At 70.7% G+C, this 18,268-nt stretch carries 18 protein-coding genes; 8 read left to right on the top strand and 10 right to left on the bottom strand.

The window, feature by feature from the left end:
• Window positions 1-153: 153 nt before the first annotated feature.
• Both ACFY9S_RS40005 and ACFY9S_RS40000 read right to left on the bottom strand, forming a co-directional pair.
• Window positions 154-327, bottom strand: coding sequence for a CsbD family protein (locus ACFY9S_RS40005; protein ID WP_078625313.1), 174 nt, complete (start codon window positions 325-327; stop codon window positions 154-156).
• 34 nt (window positions 328-361) lie between these two features.
• A complete protein-coding gene (locus ACFY9S_RS40000) occupies window positions 362-979 on the bottom strand; it encodes a TetR family transcriptional regulator (protein ID WP_391138964.1) in 618 nt (205 codons plus the stop codon).
• 122 nt (window positions 980-1,101) lie between these two features.
• Between ACFY9S_RS40000 and ACFY9S_RS39995 the strand changes: the two genes are divergently transcribed.
• The gene (locus tag ACFY9S_RS39995) at window positions 1,102-1,746 is read left to right on the top strand and encodes a hypothetical protein (protein WP_391138962.1); all 645 of its coding nucleotides are present in this window, start codon (window positions 1,102-1,104) and stop codon (window positions 1,744-1,746) included.
• Window positions 1,747-1,755: 9 nt separating this feature from the next.
• Here ACFY9S_RS39995 and ACFY9S_RS39990 read toward each other — a convergent pair whose 3' ends face one another.
• Window positions 1,756-3,429 carry a hypothetical protein gene (locus tag ACFY9S_RS39990; protein ID WP_391138960.1) on the bottom strand — a complete coding sequence of 558 codons (1,674 nt, stop codon included), beginning with the start codon at window positions 3,427-3,429 and terminating at the stop codon, window positions 1,756-1,758.
• Window positions 3,430-3,833: 404 nt separating this feature from the next.
• Here ACFY9S_RS39990 and ACFY9S_RS39985 point away from each other — a divergent pair, with 404 nt between their 5' ends.
• On the top strand, window positions 3,834-4,661 hold the full coding sequence (locus tag ACFY9S_RS39985) for an SAM-dependent methyltransferase (RefSeq protein WP_391138958.1): 828 nt from the start codon (window positions 3,834-3,836) through the stop codon (window positions 4,659-4,661).
• A gap of 54 nt (window positions 4,662-4,715) precedes the next feature.
• Here ACFY9S_RS39985 and ACFY9S_RS39980 read toward each other — a convergent pair whose 3' ends face one another.
• Both ACFY9S_RS39980 and ACFY9S_RS39975 read right to left on the bottom strand, forming a co-directional pair.
• On the bottom strand, window positions 4,716-5,630 hold the full coding sequence (locus ACFY9S_RS39980) for a Scr1 family TA system antitoxin-like transcriptional regulator (protein WP_391138956.1): 915 nt from the start codon (window positions 5,628-5,630) through the stop codon (window positions 4,716-4,718).
• 153 nt (window positions 5,631-5,783) lie between these two features.
• Window positions 5,784-6,014 carry a DUF397 domain-containing protein gene (locus tag ACFY9S_RS39975; protein WP_391138954.1) on the bottom strand — a complete coding sequence of 77 codons (231 nt, stop codon included), beginning with the start codon at window positions 6,012-6,014 and terminating at the stop codon, window positions 5,784-5,786.
• Window positions 6,015-6,221: 207 nt separating this feature from the next.
• Here ACFY9S_RS39975 and ACFY9S_RS39970 point away from each other — a divergent pair, with 207 nt between their 5' ends.
• The 5 genes from ACFY9S_RS39970 to ACFY9S_RS39950 all read left to right on the top strand — a co-directional run bounded on the left by ACFY9S_RS39970 (window position 6,222) and on the right by ACFY9S_RS39950 (window position 12,448).
• Window positions 6,222-6,839: an ATP-binding protein gene (locus ACFY9S_RS39970; protein WP_391138968.1), complete on the top strand. Its 618-nt coding sequence runs from the start codon at window positions 6,222-6,224 to the stop codon at window positions 6,837-6,839.
• 28 nt (window positions 6,840-6,867) lie between these two features.
• Window positions 6,868-7,413: a hypothetical protein gene (locus ACFY9S_RS39965; RefSeq protein WP_391138952.1), complete on the top strand. Its 546-nt coding sequence runs from the start codon at window positions 6,868-6,870 to the stop codon at window positions 7,411-7,413.
• 155 nt (window positions 7,414-7,568) lie between these two features.
• Window positions 7,569-10,304 (top strand): SpoIIE family protein phosphatase, encoded by a 2,736-nt coding sequence (locus tag ACFY9S_RS39960; protein WP_391138950.1) that lies wholly within the window; start codon window positions 7,569-7,571, stop codon window positions 10,302-10,304.
• 128 nt (window positions 10,305-10,432) lie between these two features.
• Complete coding sequence (locus ACFY9S_RS39955) at window positions 10,433-11,797, top strand: FAD-dependent oxidoreductase (RefSeq protein WP_391138948.1); 1,365 nt, start codon at window positions 10,433-10,435, stop codon at window positions 11,795-11,797.
• Window positions 11,798-11,953: 156 nt separating this feature from the next.
• Entirely contained in the window at window positions 11,954-12,448 is a 495-nt protein-coding gene (locus ACFY9S_RS39950; protein ID WP_391138946.1) for a lamin tail domain-containing protein, read from the top strand.
• Between the two features lie 33 nt (window positions 12,449-12,481).
• On the opposite strand, the gene ACFY9S_RS39945 is transcribed toward ACFY9S_RS39950, so the two are convergent.
• The 5 genes from ACFY9S_RS39945 to ACFY9S_RS39925 all read right to left on the bottom strand — a co-directional run bounded on the left by ACFY9S_RS39945 (window position 12,482) and on the right by ACFY9S_RS39925 (window position 16,402).
• Window positions 12,482-13,996 (bottom strand): FAD-dependent monooxygenase, encoded by a 1,515-nt coding sequence (locus ACFY9S_RS39945; protein ID WP_391138944.1) that lies wholly within the window; start codon window positions 13,994-13,996, stop codon window positions 12,482-12,484.
• A 108-nt stretch (window positions 13,997-14,104) separates the two neighbouring features.
• Window positions 14,105-14,479, bottom strand: a complete 375-nt coding sequence (locus ACFY9S_RS39940; protein WP_102914163.1) for a hypothetical protein — start codon at window positions 14,477-14,479, stop codon at window positions 14,105-14,107.
• 89 nt (window positions 14,480-14,568) lie between these two features.
• Window positions 14,569-15,084, bottom strand: coding sequence for a roadblock/LC7 domain-containing protein (locus tag ACFY9S_RS39935; protein WP_391138942.1), 516 nt, complete (start codon window positions 15,082-15,084; stop codon window positions 14,569-14,571).
• A 38-nt stretch (window positions 15,085-15,122) separates the two neighbouring features.
• Complete coding sequence (locus ACFY9S_RS39930) at window positions 15,123-15,965, bottom strand: hypothetical protein (protein WP_391138940.1); 843 nt, start codon at window positions 15,963-15,965, stop codon at window positions 15,123-15,125.
• Window positions 15,962-16,402 carry a hypothetical protein gene (locus ACFY9S_RS39925; RefSeq protein ID WP_391138938.1) on the bottom strand — a complete coding sequence of 147 codons (441 nt, stop codon included), beginning with the start codon at window positions 16,400-16,402 and terminating at the stop codon, window positions 15,962-15,964. Before ACFY9S_RS39925 ends, ACFY9S_RS39930 begins: the two co-directional genes overlap by 4 nt.
• Before the next feature lie 614 nt (window positions 16,403-17,016).
• Between ACFY9S_RS39925 and ACFY9S_RS39920 the strand changes: the two genes are divergently transcribed.
• A protein-coding gene (locus ACFY9S_RS39920; RefSeq protein WP_391138966.1) for an IS5 family transposase occupies window positions 17,017-17,879 on the top strand; the annotation gives its coding sequence in 2 pieces (ribosomal slippage) (window positions 17,017-17,374 and window positions 17,374-17,879; 864 coding nt in all).
• Window positions 17,880-18,268 lie beyond the last annotated feature (389 nt).

Below are 18,268 nucleotides of genomic sequence, written 5' to 3'. Positions count from 1 at the left end.
ACACGCCCCCCCCCCCCCCGCCCCCGTGTGGGGCGGGGGGGGGGGGGGGGGGGCCGGGGGCCCGGGGGGGGGGCCCCCCCCCCCCCGGGGGGGGGGGGCCCCCCCCCGGCGCCCGCCCCCCCGCCACATGAACTCGGTACTCGTGCGGACGACTCAGTGCTTGAAGACGTCCTTGGTCTTCTCCTTGGCCTGCCGGGCGTCGCCCTTGGACTGCTCCGCCCGGCCTTCGGCCTCCAGCCGCTCGTTGCCCACCGCGCGGCCGATCGTCTCCTTGGCCTTGCCCTTGGCCTGCTCGGCCTTCGCCTTGCCCTTCTGATCTCCAGCCACGGCCAGCTCACTCCACGTCGTGTTCGACTACGGGTCACCACACGAGTGACCGCCGGGGCGGCGTCCCAAACGTGTCCCGGGCTCGGCCCCGGTCAGTCACCGGCGGCCAGTGGAGCAGCTCCCGCACCAGCGCGCCGCACCACCACTGCTCCACCCGGTCGGGTGACCACCCGCGCTTCCCGGTCAGTACGGCGTAGACGTCGATGTTGCACAGTGCCGCGTAGACGTCGACTGCGGACGGCACGTCGAGGCCGGTTCTGAGGACACCCGGCGGCCAGGAGGAGAAGACCCGTACCCGGGTCCGGTCGCCCCGTCGGCGGCTGTCGTCGTACAGCGTGGCGAGATCCGGCTCGGAGCGGCCCGCTTCCCGTACGAGGGTGATGACGTCACCGGCGCGCTCGTACAGGCGCCGGTCGTAGCCGGCCATGGCGGCGAGCTGGCGCGCGGGGTCCGTGGTGGGCGACTTCAGCGCCGCGACGAGCTGCGGCACATCGGCCGAGAGGTCGGCCGCGTCGGCCAATGCGCGGGTCAGGCCCGGCTTGTTGCCGTAGGCGGCATAGACGGTCGGCTCGGACACCCCCGCCTCGCGCGCCACGTCCCGGACCGTGGTCGCCGCCCATCCCCGGCTGATCGTCGCCGGGAACGTGGTCATGGTCCCGGCCGGTCTGCCGCGCACCGGTGCCGTCATCGGACGCCGATCGGCCGCTGACGGGGGCCTTTGCCCCCGTGAGAGGCTGGCGTGATCACGATCGGTGGGACGAGCGGGGACAGTGCATGACCATCAACCGGCCGGGGCTGCCCGGGGACCTTCCGTCGCCGGAGGTGCTGTGGGCGCGCTGGGCGCTCATCGCCGTACTGAAGGCGACCACGGCGCACGAGCGGCAGGCGCACCACCGCACGGGGACCTGGGTGGACGACACCGGGCTCCGTCTGGACGACTCCGGCTGCACATGGTGGGGGTTCGCACCGCGGGGCGCGGGGCGGTACGTGCTCTTCGGCGAGGACGAGTCGAGCTGCTGCAAGTGGCACGAGCCGCCGGTCGACATGCTCGTCGGCGCTCCCGCCTGGCTCCCCCACGATGAGCTGGGGGACCTGCTGAGCGGCAATGAACTGGGCTGTGTCTACTGGTACGAGAACGGGGCCTGGGCCCGCGCCCCGTACCCCGGCACCCTGGACGACGACGGACTCGACTGCGGCATGAGCCGCTTCACCGACCGCGACGATGTGCTGCGCACGGTCGCCGACGAGGATCACGGCGCCACGTCGGCCCGCGAGGCGGAGGCTCTGCTGGCGCATGCCGAGGGCTACCGGCTGACCCCGGAGCTTCTGATGTCCCTCACCACCGACCCTGCCTGGCGGCGGCGGGACCGGTCGGCCATGACCCGGGCGCTGGAGCTCGCACGCCTCAACCGGCACTGACCCCCGGGGTCAGTGGCAGCACCCGTCGGCGGGCTCCGCAGCCTCCAGGCGGCAGAAGCAGGACGCCTGGATCGGCACGTCGGCCAGCGCGCTCGCCATCTTGAGCTGGTGGGCCACGAGGGCCGCCTCGCCGGTCTTGCCGGTGCGGAGCAGGCACTCGTGGAAGCCGTGCAGGGCCCAGACGTTGCCGGGGTGCTGGAGGGGCCGGGGCAGGGTGTCGTCGAGGCCGAGGTCGGCACGGTAGACGGCCTCGGCCTCCGCCACACGGCCCTGCTCCAGCAGCAGTGCCCCGTAGGCGTGGCGGGTGGGCTGCATCCAGCCCCAGGGCTCGTCGTACGGGAGGTTGTCGTCCAGCTCGATGGAGCGCTCCAGGGCGGCGAAGGCCAGGTCGTGGTTGCCCCTGCGGTATTCGAGTTCGCCGTCCAGCATGGCCGCGGCGATCGCCAGGATGTCGTGGCAGGTGTTGTTGAACAGCATCCGCGTCTCGGGCACCCGGCTGACCGCCGCCCGGAAGAGCTCTCGTTCGGCCTCCGCCCGGTCGACCTCGCCGGTGGCGGAGAGCGCGACGCCCCGGGCGTAGTGCCGCATGGCGACGGTCATCACGTAGAGCTCCGGGTCGGCCGGGGCGGGCAGTTCGAGGATCTCGGTCCAGCGGCCGAAGCGGATCAGGACGTGAACGCGCATGGCCAGGAAGGCTTCCAGCCAGTCGGCCATCGGGGGGCTCGGCACGCGGAGCAGGTCTTCGGGGATGGCCGCTTCCAGCTGGGCGGCGGTGTCCAGGGCGACCTGCGCCTGGCCGAGGAACATGGCGCCGTAGATCTTGAAGTGGTAGTTGTGCGCCCGGTAGAGGGTGTAGAAGTTCATCGCCCCGGCCTGCCGGTGGTACTTCTCGTCGGCGGCGATCGCGTCACTGTTGGCCGAGACGACCTGACGGTAGTCGCCGCACAGGACGTCCAGGTGTGAGGGCATATGGAGCAGGTGCCCGGCGTCGGGCACGATGCCGCGCAGCCGGTCGGCGACGGTGAGGGCCCGCTCCGGGGTCGGGGACATCTCCATCAGGTGGATGTAGAGGTGCAGGATGCCCGGGTGCCGTACGCCGGCCTCGGTGGCGAGGGCGCCTTCCAGCACGGCCCCGGCCTCGGCGGTCCGGGCGCCCTCGGCCGGCTGACCGGTCCTGAGGTCCCACAGCTGCCACGGGGTGAGGTTCATCGCGGCGTCGGCGTGCAGGGTGACGATGTCCGGGTCGCCGGGTGCCAGTTCGTACACGACACGCATCGCGTCCGCGTAGGGCTCGTTCCACACCGAGCAGTCCTCGACGGCCTCCGGCTGCGGATAGCGGGCCCGCAGCGCGCCGATGAGGGCCCGCTCGACCGGGGTGGCGCGGGCGGCCTTCTCGTGGGCGCGTTCCACGGCGGCGTGCGTGCGTGCGACGGTCCGCACCAGTTCCTCGCCCTCGAAGAATTCCCAGGGCTTGTTGTAGTTCGGGCCGAGCGCGTAGGCGATTCCCCAATACGCCATCGCGCACTCCGGATCGGCCTCGGCCGCCTTTTCGAAGCAGGCGACTGCTTCCTCGTGGTGGAAGGCGTACGTCCACACCAGACCGCGATCGAACCAGAGTTGAGCAGCGGCGGAGGACGTGGTGACGGGACGGCTGTACGTGCCGAGGTCGTAGTACTCGCCCATGAGTTTCTCCTGGAAAAGCGGCCGGGGCCGTGAGAATAGCGGTTGCGGACACGCCCTCGACTTCCGATCAATTCTCGTATTTCCAGATTAGCGGTTCGGAGCCATATCCCGGCCTCCCTACGAGCGGGAACACCGGCTCGACCTCTGCTCTCCGCCGCTCGACGAGTACGCAGCCCTCGTCGCGGAGCGTCCGGGCGTCGGGCGTCGGGCGTCGGGCGTCGGGCGTCGGTGACACAAAGCACGCGAATGGTTACTCAAGGTGCGTCAGGCTGCACGGGCCACGGTCATCTTGTCGTTCGATCGTGGGCACCTTCGCCGGTGGGCTGGCACCGCCCAACTCCCGCTCTCTAGGATGTACTTCCTGTCCAGCCAGTCCGTTGGCGCGGCACCTTGCAGGGGGAACGATGCACTCCGAGAAGCAGCTGTCCACCGAGATCGACGCGAGCGTGCCGACGGCAGCGCGCATGTACGACCACTACCTGGGCGGCAAGGACAACTACGCGGCGGACCGTGCCGCGTGCGAGGAACTCGACAAGGTCGTCCCCAGCACGCGCCGCCTGGCCCTGAACAACCGGCGCTTCCTCCAGCGGGTCGTGCGGACCCTCTCCGAGGACTACGGCATCCGGCAGTACCTGGACCACGGATCCGGCCTGCCGACGCAGAACAACGTCCACCAGGTCGCCCAGCGCATCGACCCCACGACCCACGTGGTCTACGTCGACAACGACCCGATGGTGCTGGTGCACGGCCGCGCGCTGCTGGAGCAGGACGAGCGGACGACCGTCATCCACGCGGACCTGCGCGAGACCGACCTGATCTTCGGCCACGCCGACACCAAGCGGCTGATCGACTTCGACGAGCCGGTGTGCGTGCTGTTCAACTCGGTGTTCCACTGCATCCCGGACAGCGACACAGACGGGCCGCTCGCGGTCGCCCGGCGCGTGCGGGAGCGGCTAGCGCCCGGCAGTTTCATGGTGATGTGCCAGCTGGTCAGTGAGGACCCCGAGGTCCGCGCCTTCGTCACGAACTTCATGGACCAGGCCACGCAGGGAAACTGGGGCCGCGTCCGGGAGCCGAAGGACGTGGAGACGTACTTCGAGGGCCTGGAGATCCTGGAGCCAGGGATCGTGGAGGTGTCCACCTGGCGTCCGGACACCGAGGTGGCGCCCCGTCAGCTCACCCACGAGTGGATCGAGTTCGGTGGCGTCGGGCGGATCCCTCTGGAGAAGTGACCACGCGGATGCCCCGCCCGGGACGATCATCGTCCCGGGCGGGGCATCCGTGCGTCACGGGTAGCGCTGCTCCATCGTCTGCCGCAGCAGCTCCAGCGAGTCACGGGGCTTGAGAGCCTCGTCCGCGAGCCGGTCGAGCGCGATCCGGTACTCCTCGGTCTCGTCCCGGTCCTCAAGGAAGTTCGCGCTCTTGATGTGCTCCAGGTAGACCACGTCGGGCAGATCGAGGCCGCCGAAGCGCAGATATGTGATCGGGATGGCCGGCGCCGAGGCGTTGGTGACGCTCAACGGCACGATCTGCAACGTCACGTTGGAGCGTTCGGCCATCTCGACGAGGTGCGCGAGCTGCTCCCGCATCACATCGGTGCTGCCCAGGACGCGCAGCAGCACGGACTCGTCGATGATCGCCCACAGCTGCGGCGCGTCGGCCCGCGACAGCAACCGGGCCCGGCGCCTGCGCAGTTCGACGCGACGCTCCACCTCACTGGCAGGCGCGTTCGGCAGGCCTCGCTCCACCACGGCCCGGGTGTAGGCGGCTGTCTGCAACAGACCGGGCACGTACTGGATCTCGAAGGTACGAATGGTGGCGGCGGCCTCCTGCAGCCCGACCAGCCGGTCGAACCACTCGGGCATCAGCCGCTTGTCGTACCGCTGCCACCAGCCGGGCTCACCGGCCCGCTGCAGCAGCTTGAGGAGCACGGAGACTTCGTAGTCGTCGGTGCCGTACAGCTCCAGCAGGGCGCGGACGTCGCTCTCCGTCGGCGGGCGTCGACCCTTGCCCGACTCGATGCGGGACAACTTCGCGGCACTGAACCCGACAGCCCGCGCCGCCTGGTCCTGGGCGAGCCCGGCGTCCTCACGGAAGCCTGCGAGCTGTACACCGACCAGCATCTTCAGCAGAGTCGGCGCCGGCTCGGGCCTGTCCAGGTAAGGTTCCAGACGGGAGATGCGATGCGACGCGGCGGACATCCTGACTCCCAGCAGACCGGCACAAGGGCGATTTACACTATCGCACTTCACCAGGTCTTCACGCACCCGCCCGCAATGCGCCCGCGGAAGTGAGGAGTTGGGCTCCGCTTCTCCCCCGAGGGCATCAAGCCGCAGCACGGACAGGGCCGTTCCTCACAGCAGGTGGTCGAACTCGCCGTCCTTCGCCCCGGCCAGGAAGGCCGCCACCTCCGCCGACGTATAGACGAGGGCGGGTCCGTCGGGGTCGCGGGAGTTGCGCAGGGCGATCCCGCCGTCGACGAGGGGGGCGACTTCGACGCAGTTGCCCTCGGCGTTGCTGTGCCGACTCTTCATCCAGCAGGCTTCCAACGAGCTTGCCCGCACTCCGTTCCGCACTGGTGGCACCGCAGTCTCCTTGCTGTTCTCGTTCCCCGCCGCGCACGGTGTGCCCGGCCGTCCGGACGAGTGCGGGCGGGTCCCTTCGACCGCTCTCGTCCCCGGCTTGCGTACCCACAACGGCTTGTTTCTCACGCAATTTCTCGTGCAATTGCACACGAGCGCCTTCAGCGTGGATAATAGCTGCGGCGTCAACCCCCGGGCTGACGCCGCGTCCTGACGTCGCATCGGGGAGATGCCGTGTCATCACCTGCGCAGCACGTGCTCCGGCCGCCGAGTGGGGCTGCGGCACACGCGGGCGCACCCGCGGCGAGCCACGCCGTCCCGGCCGGCCCGCACACCACCTCGCCGTACGGGGCCCCGCCCTCGGTGCCGAGGACAATGCCGCAGTTCTCGGGTGCCCTGTCCGCCTCGGCCACACTGCGAGTCCAGTGCAGCCGGGAGGGGTTCGCGCGGGCCCGGTCCTTCACCCGCGACACCCTGCACGGCTGGTCGCTCGACCACCGCTGTGACGACGCGACCCTCGTCATCACCGAGCTCACCGCCAACGCCGCGACGCACGCGGCACCGAGAGGCCCGGACGCGCCGGGTGTGCCGGAGATCCGGCTCGGATTCCTCCTGGACCCCAGACACCTGCTGGTCACCGTCTCCGACCCCGACGACCACCCGCCGGTGTACCGGTCGGCGGGCATCGACCTGGAGGAGCACGGCCGGGGGCTGTGCATCGTCGACGCCCTGTCCGAGGAGTGGGGCTGGGCCCCCAGTCCCCCGGCGGGCAAGACGGTCTGGGCCAGGTTGTCGACCCGGCCGGCCACATCCTGTCCCCCCATCTGACACGACTGCCGCGGAAAGGCCCCTCGCCATGCGCAGCGCTTCGACGGAACACCCGAGCAGCGAGCGCCCCCAGCGCTCCGACGCCCCGGCCGGGGTGGCCCGGAACACGCCGCTCACGGCACTGGACCGCGTGCCGTGGGCCGACATCCAGGACTCCACGGGCTCGGCGGCGGCCATCCCCCACCTGCTCACCGGCATCGCGGGGGGTGACGCCGACACCGCCCGCTCCGCACTCGACGACCTACGGAAACGGATCTGCCAGTTCGGTTTCGTGGTGGAACAGGCGACCGCGGCCACGGTTCCGTTCCTGTGGGAGCTGGCGAAGCTGCCGCAGGTGACCTGCCGCGCCCAGATCATCCAGCTGCTCAAGAACATCGCCGACGCCCGGCAGTGGGAGAGCACCGCCGCCGTCTATCCGAAGCTGCTGAACCACCGGGAGAACCCGGTGGTGTGGGAGCGTGCGGCGCGCCAGGCCGTGCGGTCCCGGCGCGGTGAGCTGGGCCGGCTGATGGCGGACGAGGACGGCGAGATCGCCCGGGCCACGACCGAGCTGGCCCGCTCGCTGGGCGCCTGAGACCGCCGTACGTGCTCCGGTGGGCCGGTCGCACCTTCACCGGTGGGTGGCGAGCCCGCCGGCCCAGCCCGCAGACGTGACGAAACGGTGAGGACCCCTTGTCACCATGGGTGATGCCCCTCGCCTCCCGGGGCCGGGCAGTGTAGACATGGCACATGGTCCGACTCTTGGGTCGATCCGGGACTCGATCGCCCCTGCGGCCCGGCGCTGCGCCGTCGACACGGCAGCGGCGGGAGGCGGGCTCGCCACGGTGGCAACCGGGGGCGGGGCTGCGGTCGGTGCTGGGCGGACGCAGTGTCGCCGGACAGGTGTTCCTGCTCGTCGTGGTGATCGTGCTGCTGCTGGTCGTGGCGGCCGTGGTGGCACTGGTGCTGCAAGTGCGGCACGACACGACGCAGGAGGCCCGCAACCGTTCACTCGCCGTCGCGGAGACCTTCGCCAACGCGCCGGGCACCGTCGAGGCGCTGCAGGGCCCTGACCCCACCGCCGTGCTCCAGCCCAGGGCCGAGGCCGCCCGGGAACGTTCGAAGGTCGACTTCATCGTCGTCATGAGCACCGACGGGATCCGCTACACCCATCCCAAGACGGACCGGATCGGGAAGAAGTTCGTCGGGACGGTCGCGCCGGCGCTGGCCGGGGAGTCGTTCACCGAGGAGATCGAGGGCACCATCGGCCCGCTCGTGCAGGCCGTGGTGCCGGTGAAGGACCCGGACGGCCGGGTCGTGGGCCTGGTCTCGGCGGGGATCACGACCAAGAACGTCGGCGGCACCGCCGACCGTCAGCTGCCGCTCGTGCTCGCGGCCGCCGCGGCCGCGCTGGCCCTGGCGACAGCGGGTGCCGCACTGGTGAGCCGGCGGCTGCTGCGCCAGACCCACGGGCTCGGTCCGCACGAGATGACCCGGATGTACGAACATCACGACGCCGTGCTGCACGCCGTCCGGGAGGGGGTGCTCATCGTCGACGACGGGGGCACCCTGATCCTCGCCAACGACGAGGCGCACCGGTTGCTCGGGCTGCCCGCCGACGCCGAGGGCCGGCACGTCCTCAGTCTCGGTCTCGACCCGGGCACCGCCGACCTGCTGGCGTCCGGACGCGTCGCCACGGACGAGGTGCACCTCGTCGGGGACCGGCTCCTCGCCGTCAACCAGCGGACCACGGACCGTGCGGGTGTGCCGCCCGGCAGCGTCGCCACCCTGCGCGACTCCACCGAGCTACGGGCACTGTCCGGGCGGGCCGAAACCTCGCGGGAACGACTCAACATGCTGTACGACGCCGGCGTGGGCATCGGGACCAGTCTCGACGTGACCCGCACGGCCGAGGAGCTGACCGAGCTGGCCGTGCCGCGGTTCGCCGACTTCGTCACCGTGGACCTGTTCGACGCGGTGCTCGGGGGCGGGCAGCCGAACGCGGCGGCCTCGCTCAGCCGGACGGCGGTGAGCGGGATCCGCAAGGACGCGCCGCTCTACCCGGCCGGCGAGCGGATCAGGTTCGTCGAGACCTCTCCGCAGGGCCGCAGCCTCGCCACCGGCGGCCCCGTCCTGGAACCCCGGCTGGGCCAGGCCCCGGGCTGGCAGGCGCAGGACCTGGAGCGCTCGGCGCAGATCGTCGCGTACGGCATCCATTCGCTGATCACGGTGCCACTGCGGGCCGGCACCCTGGTGCTGGGCGTGGTCAGCTTCTGGCGCTGTGAGAAGCCGGAGCCCTTCGACGCGGACGAGCTGGCCCTGGCCGAGGAGCTGGTCGCCCGGGCCGCCGTCTCCATCGACAACGCGCGCCGCTACACCCGCGAGCACAGCATGGCCGTGACGCTCCAGCGCAGCCTGCTCCCCCGCAACCTGCCGGAGCAGGGAGCCCTGGAGGTCGCCTACCGCTATCTGCCCGCGCAGGCCGGGGTGGGCGGTGACTGGTTCGACGTGCTGCCGCTGTCGGGGGCCAGGGTCGCGCTCGTGGTCGGGGACGTCGTCGGTCACGGGCTGCACGCCGCGGCCACGATGGGGCGGCTGCGCACCGCGGTGCACAACTTCTCCGCCCTCGATCTGCCGCCCGAGGAACTGATCGCCCTGCTGGACGAGTTGGTCGGCCGTATCGACCAGGACGAGACGGAGGACGAGGGCAGCGCCCCGGTCATCGGCGCGACCTGTCTGTACGCCGTCTACGACCCGGTGTCCCGGCGCTGCACCGTCGCACGGGCCGGGCATCCTCCGCCGGCGCTGATCCACCCGGACGGCACGGTGGAGTATCCCGACGTGCCCGCCGGCCCCCCGCTCGGACTCGGTGGTCTGCCGTTCGAGACGGCGGAGCTTGAGCTGGCCGAGGGCAGCCGGCTCGTCCTCTACACCGACGGGCTGGTCGAGGACCGGGAGCGGGACATCGACGTGGGTCTGGAGATGCTGCGCGAGGCGCTGGGCCGGGCGGGGCAGTCGCCGGAGGACACCTGCCGGGTCGTGCTCGACTCGCAGCTCACGGCCCGCTCCAGCGACGACATCGCGCTGATCGTCGCGCGCACCCGGGCGCTGGCCGCCGACCAGGTCGCCGAATGGCCGGTGCCCGCCGATCCGGCTGCCGTGGGCGAGGTTCGGGCTGCGGTCAGCCGTCAGCTGTCCGCATGGGGCCTGGACGAGCTGACGTTCAGCACGGAGCTGATCCTGAGCGAGCTGGTCACCAACGCGCTGCGGTACGGCGGCGGCCCCATACACGTCAGGATGCTGCGCGACCGCAACCTGATCTGCGAAGTGTTCGACAGCAGCAGCACCTCACCGCACCTGCGGTACGCGACCATGACGGACGAGGGCGGGCGCGGCCTGTTCCTGGTCGCGCAGCTCGCGGAACGCTGGGGGACGCGCTATCTGCCGGCGGGCAAGGTGATCTGGGCGGAGCAGCCCCTGCCATAAGCGGGGCCATGCACCCGCCATAAAGTAGCCTTATGAGCTCATAGGCCGGACCCCCGTACCGACTTAGGCTTGCCTTAGTTTAGGCTTCCCGTCGAGATCGCTTGTCGCCGCTCGAAGGGAACCTGACCATGCCCCGCCCCCTGCGGGTAGCCATCGTCGGATCCGGCCCCGCCGGGATCTACGCCGCTGACGCCCTGCTCAAGTCCGAGGTGGCAGCCGAACCCGGCGTGTCCATCGACATCTTCGAGCGCATGCCGGCGCCGTTCGGTCTGATCCGTTACGGCGTCGCCCCCGACCACCCGCGGATCAAGGGCATCATCACGGCCCTGCACCAGGTGCTCGACAAACCGCAGATCCGGCTCTTCGGCAACGTGGACTACGGCACCGACATCGGCCTGGACGACCTGCGCGCGTTCTACGACGGCGTGATCTTCGCCACGGGGGCGACGGCCGACCGGGCGCTCTCGCTGCCGGGCATCGACCTGGACGGCTCGTACGGTGCCGCGGACTTCGTGTCCTGGTACGACGGCCACCCGGACGTGCCCCGCACCTGGCCGCTGGAGGCGGAGAAGGTCGCCGTGCTCGGTGTCGGCAACGTTGCGCTCGACGTCGCGCGCGTCCTGGCCAAGACGGCGGACGAACTGCTGCCGACCGAGATCCCGGCGAACGTCTACGAGGGTCTGAAGGCCAACCGGGCCAAGGAGATCCACGTGTTCGGCCGACGCGGCCCGGCGCAGGCGAAGTTCAGCCCGATGGAGCTGCGGGAGCTGGACCACTCCCCCAACATCGAGGTCATCGTCGACCCCGAGGACATCGACTACGACGAGGGCTCGATCACCACGCGGCGCGGCAACAAGCAGGCCGACATGGTGGCCAAGACCCTGGAGAACTGGGCGATCCGCGACGTCGGCGACCGGCCCCACAAGCTCTTCCTGCACTTCTTCGAGTCGCCGGTCGAGGTCCTCGGCGAGGACGGCAAGGTCGTGGGCCTGCGCACCGAGCGCACGGAACTCGACGGCACCGGCAACGTCAAGGGCACCGGCACCTTCAACACCTGGGATGTCGGCGCGGTGTACCGCGCGGTCGGCTACCTGTCCGACAAACTCCCCAAGCTGCCCTGGGACATCGACTCGGGCACCGTTCCGGACGAGGGCGGCCGGGTCATGCAGGAGTCGGGCGAGCACCTGCAGTCCACATACGTCACCGGCTGGATCCGGCGCGGCCCCATCGGCCTCATCGGGCACACCAAGGGCGACGCCAACGAAACGGTGAAGAACCTGCTGGAGGACTACGCGGGCGGCAGGCTGCACACGCCCGCCGCCCCGGCCCCCGAGGCCGTGGACGCTTTCCTCGCCGAGCGCGACATCCGCTTCACCACCTGGGACGGCTGGTACAAGCTGGACGCCGCGGAGAAGGCTCTGGGCGAGCCCGAGGGCCGCGAGCGCGTGAAGATCGTCGAGCGTGCGGACATGCTGCGGGCCAGCGGCGCCTGACGCCTCACACGCGACGTTTTGCCTCCCGCGGGGCGGGTTCGGTGGCAATGTCACCGGACCCGCCCTTCTGCGTACTTGAAGCGTGTACGATCCGGATGCTTCACCGAACCATCACATCGCCTTCACCTGAAGGCCATGCAGGGGGGACGAACGTCCATGCGTATACGCCTTGTCGCCACCACGGCTCTCGCCGCCGGGGCCCTCACCGCCCTGTCGGCGGTTCCGGCCCAGGCCGCCGAGTACAACTCCGCGCTGAAGATCCGGGGCATCCAGTACGACGCTCCCGGGAGCGACTCGAACCGTTGCTCGGGCGGGAACACCGCCCAGGAGTACCTGACCATCAAGAACTACTCGCGTTCCACGACGGTGAACCTCAAGGGGTACGTCGTGAAGGACGCCGCGGGGAACAGGTTCACCTTCACCGCGAGCCACACCCTTCAGCCGGGTGACTACGTGAAGCTGCGCGGCGGCAACGGGGCCGACTCCGACACCAAGAACGTCGTCTACCGCGACAACTGCAACTTCATGTGGAACAACGACAAGGACACCATCTACGTGTACAAGCCGTCCGGCAGCCGTGCCGACGTCCACTCGTACACCAGAAGCGGCTCCGACGCGGACCGCAACGGGTACATCACCTACCACGGCTGAGCCCTTCGCCGGACCGGCACCGGCCTCCTTGTTCTAGAGGGCCGGCAGCCAGCGGTCGAGGTAGGCGCGCAGGGCCCTGAGGTCGGTGCCGCGTGCCAGGTGACCCACGTGTCCGTCGGGCCGTACGAGTGCCTGGACGACGCCGGGCCACGGGCTCCGCGTGCCCAGGTGGTGCACGCTCAGCAAGCCGTGCCGCTCGCCCAGCGGCACGTCCTGAGGCCAGTGATGGGCGGGGCCGGTGAGCAGAAGGTGGTAGCCCGGTCCGGTGATGCGCCGATGGAGTCCGGCCGGGATGTCGGGCAGGCGGTCTCCCGCGCGTGGGCCTTGGCGCGGGCGGTGGGGTCCGGTGGCGGAGGCGGGGCCGCGGCGGTAGTGGATGCCGAGTTCGGACACCGTGCGGAACAGGCGTGCCCGGGCGCCGGTCGAGCGCAGGAGCAGCGGGGCCAGGTGCGGGGCGAGTCGGGTCCGGGCCAGCCGTAGAGCCGGGTGGCCGCTCGTTCCGACGGTGAACGCGCGGTCGGTGAGTCGGCGTACGCCGTGGCCGACCGGGGCGCGTTCCGCCTCGTACGTCTCCAGCAACTCCTCCGGTGCGGCCCCGCGGCAGACGTGGGCGAGTTTCCAGCCCAGGTTGAGCGCGTCCTGGATGCCGGTGTTCATGCCCTGTCCCCCGGCCGGGCTGTGAATGTGCGCCGCGTCGCCCGCGAGGAAGAACGGGCCCTTGCGGTAGTGGCCGGCGCCGCGGTTGTGGATGCGGAAGCTCGTCATCCAGACCGGGTCGTGCAGGGACGGCGCGTCGGGCGTCCAGTCGTCGGCGATCCGCTGGAGGAGGTCCAGGGTCACCTCGCCGTCGGAGGCGCCCGGCGGGTGCATCGCGATCATCCGCCAGGTGGCCGGAGTGCCGAGCGGGAAGAAGAACAGCAGCCCGGCCGCGGTCAGATACGTGTGTGCGGCGCCTTGCTCCAGTCCGTCGGCCTCCAGGTCCGCCAGCAGGAACGTCTGCGGATATGCGTATCCCTCGAAGTCGATGCCCGCCCGGGCGCGGACGGTGCTGTGGGCGCCGTCGCAGCCGACGACGTAGCGGGCCCGTACGGTCTCCCCGGTGCCGTCCCGGCGTCGCAGGCGGCAGGCGACGTACTCTCCCTCCGGTTCGGCGCCGAGCAGTTCGGTGCCCCGCTCCACCGTCACGTCCCGCCCGGCCAGATGAGCCGCCAGGGTGGCCTCCGTCTCCGACTGCGGGAGGAAGAGCAGGAACGGGTACGGCGTGTCGTCACAGCCGACGTCGAACAGCGGGACGCGCAGCACCCGTCGGGGCAGATGCAGGTGCAGCCGGACCGCCGGACTGCCCCGGTCGACCAGGTCGTCCGCCACGCCGAACGCGGACAGCATCTCCAGGGTGCGGGGCTGGATCGCGGGGGCGCGTGACTCCCGCGCGCGGTCCAGTGAGCGGTCGACGATCCGGAACGGGGTTCCACAGTCGCGCAGTCGGGTCGCGAGTGCGAGTCCGGTGGGACCCGCGCCCACCACGAGCACGTCCAGGGGTGCCGTCATGGCACCCACCGTAGACGCCGGCCGGCCGCTCGCAGGCCGTCGCGTGCGGCGTGCCGGGGCCCTCCGCGACGTGTCCGTGGCGGAGGGCTCCCGTCCGGTGGTTCCGGTTCAGATCTCCAGGTCGGCCTCGATGCGGCGCAACTGGTGGCGGGCCATCGCGAGGTTGGCCCGGCTCCCGTCGAGCACGAGGTAGAGGAAGAGTCCGCTGCCGCCGCGGCCCTTCAGGAGGCGGATGAGGTGGTACTGGGTGTTCAGGGTGATCAGGATGTCCTCGATCTCCTCCTTCAGCCCCAGGTGCTCCATGGTGCGCAGCTTGGACCGCACGACATCGGTGTTGCCCGCGGCGGCGACTTCCAGGTTGAAGTCCTTGCCGCCGCCGAGGGTGCCGAGGGCCATGCCGCTGGTGTAGTCGACGAGTGCGGCTGCCGTCGCTCCGTCGATGGAGCTCAGGCATTCCTTCAGCGCGGTCTCCGTGTTGGCCATGCGCTCGGTTCCTTTCCTTCGGTCTTGTACTTCGGTGGGTCGGGAAGGTCAGTGAGTCGGAGGTTCGGTGAGACGGAGGTTCGGGGCGCTCAGATGCCGGTCTGCGGGCGCGGCCGGTGTGGGGGCCGCTGCGGGGTCCGTACCGGGAGGGTGCCGATGGGGCGGCCGGTGGCCGGGGGCACCGTGGCGAGGCCGGGCGCCGGCCGGTCGGCGTGGCGGCCGGTGCCCGGGCCCACGCTCGTGTCCACCAGGTCGGCGATCCGGGCGCCGCTGCGCCGGCCTTCGAGGTGCAGGCGGCCGACGTTGACGCGGTCCTCGGCGAGGAGGGTGAGCACGGCGGTCGTTCCGGCGGCGTAGGTCGCGACGTAGCCCCCGGAGCCCCGCACCAGCAGTTCGCGGAAGTCACCGCGGGCGGCGGCGTCGGTCATGCGGTAGGCGACGCCGAGGGCGGCGGCGGTGAGCGCCGCGAGTCCCTCCGGCTCGGTGCCCGGCACGTCGTGCGCGAGGACGAGTCCGTCGACGGTGGCCGCGAGGGAGCCCGTCAGCCGGGGTATGCGGGTGCGGAGCCGCCGCAGTTCGTCCAGGACGTCGGTCTCGACGGCCATGAGCAGTCTCCTTTCGGCACGCTGTCTTCGCGCGCGGATCACAGTGCCTCCAAGGCGTGCAGGAGCCGTCGCAGCAGTGCGGTGTCGGGCTCGTCCGATGCCACGGGACGAGGTGCGAGGCCCGGCTCGACGGACACGGTGACGGAGGCGGAGGCTGGGGCTGGGGCTGGGGCTGGGGCTGAGGTGGGGACGGGGGCCAGGGGGGCCACGGGGGTGACCAGCCCGGCGGCGGCGAGGCGGCGGAGCTCGACGAGGGTGTGGAAGGTGCGGCAGGCGAGGGCGGTGGCGATCTGGGCGGCGGTACGGACACCGTCGACCTGGGCGAGGGTCCGGCCACGGCGGGCCGGCAGGTCGGCGGCGTCCGGTCCGGGCACCCGGGCGAGCGGCGCGCGGTCGACGGCGGGCTCGGGCCATATGCGATGCAGCAGTTCGCGGCGGCGTCTGGACTCGCGCAGGACGGTGTTTACCGGTACGGAACGGACAGCGCCGAGCCAGTGAGCGGCTCCGGGCCGGAAGCGGAGCGCCGGTCCGTCGTGGGCGAGCACGAAGTACGCCGCGTCGAAAAGGGCACCCAGGTGGCACAGTTCCAGCGCGCCGGCGGCGAGGTGGCCGCTGTCGACCAGTTGCCGTCCGACACGGCAGCGGCGGCCGGCCTGGTCGATCGCCTCCCACCAGCCGTCGGCGGCGAGCGCGCCGCTGTGGGTGAGCAGATCGCCGAGGTCGGGTGTCACGGCGGATTCGACGTGGACGACGTGTCCCGCGGCGAGGTAGACGATCCCCGTCTCCGTGGACAGGGCACCGGTCGCGCCCTGCTCGGCGAGGATGCCGAGCTGGGCCGAGGCGGGTTCGTCCGTGCGCAGGGTCCCGGTCGGCGCGGTCATCCGAGCACCAGCCGGTCCGCCATCTCGGCCAGCCGGATGCGGGCCAGGGCCAGGTTCCCTTCGTCACGGTCGAGCCACAGGTGCACGAACACCGTGCTGTCGAAGGCCGTGGTGACGAACCTGAGCAGGTGGTACGAGTCGGCGTTCGTGATGATCAGGTCCTGTACGGGGGGCTCCTTGCCGGACGGGGCACCGGACGGGCCACCCGTGTCGTCATCGGGCGGCCCGCCCGGGCCCTTGCCGGTCAGGGCGAGGGCGCCGCTCTCGGTGGCGAGGCGGGCGAGTTCGGCGGTTTCCGCAGCCGTCGCCTCCACGTCGCCACCGGGTGCGTCACCCACCGCTCCCAGCGCAAGACCACTGATCCAATCGACCACCGACGCCCCCCGAGCACCTTGCAGTCGCATGGCGTCCAGCAGACTCTCGTCGATTCCGGGCACGCCGAATCCCCTCCCCCTGCACGGCCGTTCCCGCGAACGTGAGCACGACACTACGCACGGTACTCGGCGCAGGTGAACGCTTTGGCATTTTCCAAAGGAATGTGCAGGGAAGCGGGCGGAGGGTGAACGGGGTTGATCGGAAGCGGGCAGGATGAATCGCAGGGCACCACAGGGCGGTTGGCCACTCACCCTGACCTGCACCTTCACGACTTACACACGCCAGGGAACCCCCCGCGGCGATTCGCAGGTTCGGCAAGCCTTCGCAGGCTTCAGCAGGACTCATGCTGACCACTTGCTGACTTTACTGACGGGTAATCAGGTCGATGTGCACGACCTCGCCCCGCGGTGTCACGCATCCGCCCCAGCGATGTCGGCCGACCAAGGCAACGGCTCCTGCGACCCGCCTGCGGGCTCAGGCGGACACCGTCAAGGGACCGTCGCTGCACCACAGGGCCCAACCAACTGACCTGCGGCCGATTGCGGGCTGCAGCACATACCCATCTGCCGAGGTCGGCTCCTCAGGCCGAGGGAGGCGGAACATAGCCGCGAACCGCCGGTTGGCCAAACCGGCGGTTTGCCTCACCATTGGAACTAGGCAGTTTCGTTTGGATCAGTTGGTCGTTGGTCCGGGTGTGCCGTTGACTGATGCGCAGTGGGCGCGGATTGAGCCGTTACTCCCGGATCGGACGCCGAAGCGGGGTGGCCGTTGGCGGGACCATCGTGAGGTGATCGACGCGATCGCCTACAAGTTCCAGACCGGCACGCAGTGGGTTCACCTGCCGGAGAAGTACGGCAACTGGAGAGGGATCTACAACCGGTTGCGGATGTGGGCTGTAGACGGCACGTGGGAGCGGGTCTTCACCGCCCTGGTGGCCCAGGCCGACGCGGACGAGGACCTCAACTGGGCCGTGTCGGTGGACTCCACGATCGTGCGGGCTCACCAGCACGCGGCCGGGGCCCGCAAAAAGGGGCCCCGGCCGGCGAACCGGATGACCACGCCATCGGCCGGTCCCGCGGCGGACTGACCACGAAGATCCACCTCGCCGCCGATGACCGCTGCCGGCCACTCGCGTTCGTCCTCACCGCCGGGCAGGCCGGTGACGCACCCGCCTTCACCGACGTCATGGCCCGCCTGCGCGTTCCCCGTCGGCGAGGACGGCCCCGCACCAGGCCTGACCTCGCCCTGGCCGACAAGGCGTACTCCTCCCGCGCGATCCGCGAGCACCTGCGCAAGCGCGGCATCCGGGCAGTGATCCCTGTCCCCGCCGACCAGCGCGGACACCGGCTACGTCGGGGCAGCCGCGGCGGCAGGCCACCGGCCTTCGACCGCGAGACCTACAAGCAGCGCAACACCGTCGAACGGTGCATCAACCGCCTGAAGCAGTGGCGCGGCATCGCCACCCGCTACGAGAAGACCGCAACCATCTACCTGGCCGGACTCCACATCGCGGGCATCTTCCTCTGGTCCGCCCGCTGATCCAAACGAAACCGCCTAGCCCCGCCAGCCACTCTGAGGCGAGGCCCTCGCCATTCAGGAACCCAGCCATTCATGCCGCGACAAGACCTGTCCAACTTCAAGGAGCGACCCTGACCGAAAACCAGCGCACGTCAGCAAACGAAACAGACCTCGCTCGAATTCCTCAATCGAGCCGCCGGTCGGCTGAGTCTGTACTCATGGACACCTCCGAGGTCGCCGCAATGCTCAATATGTCCACCAGTTGGATGTACAAGGAGGCTGCAAAGCTTGGCCTACGGGGTTACAAGCTCGGACGAGTGAGCTTGTTCCGCTTTGACGGACACCATCGGTGTGGTGGTCAGGCTGCGAGTGCGGTCTCGTATTCGGCGGGACTGCGATAGCCGAGGCTG

The sequence above is a fragment of the Streptomyces sp. NPDC012474 genome, from assembly GCF_042955185.1.
GTDB lineage: Bacteria > Actinomycetota > Actinomycetes > Streptomycetales > Streptomycetaceae > Streptomyces > Streptomyces cahuitamycinicus.
The sequence above is the reverse complement of the archived record's forward strand: the minus strand, read 5'-3'. Positions and strand labels throughout refer to the sequence as shown.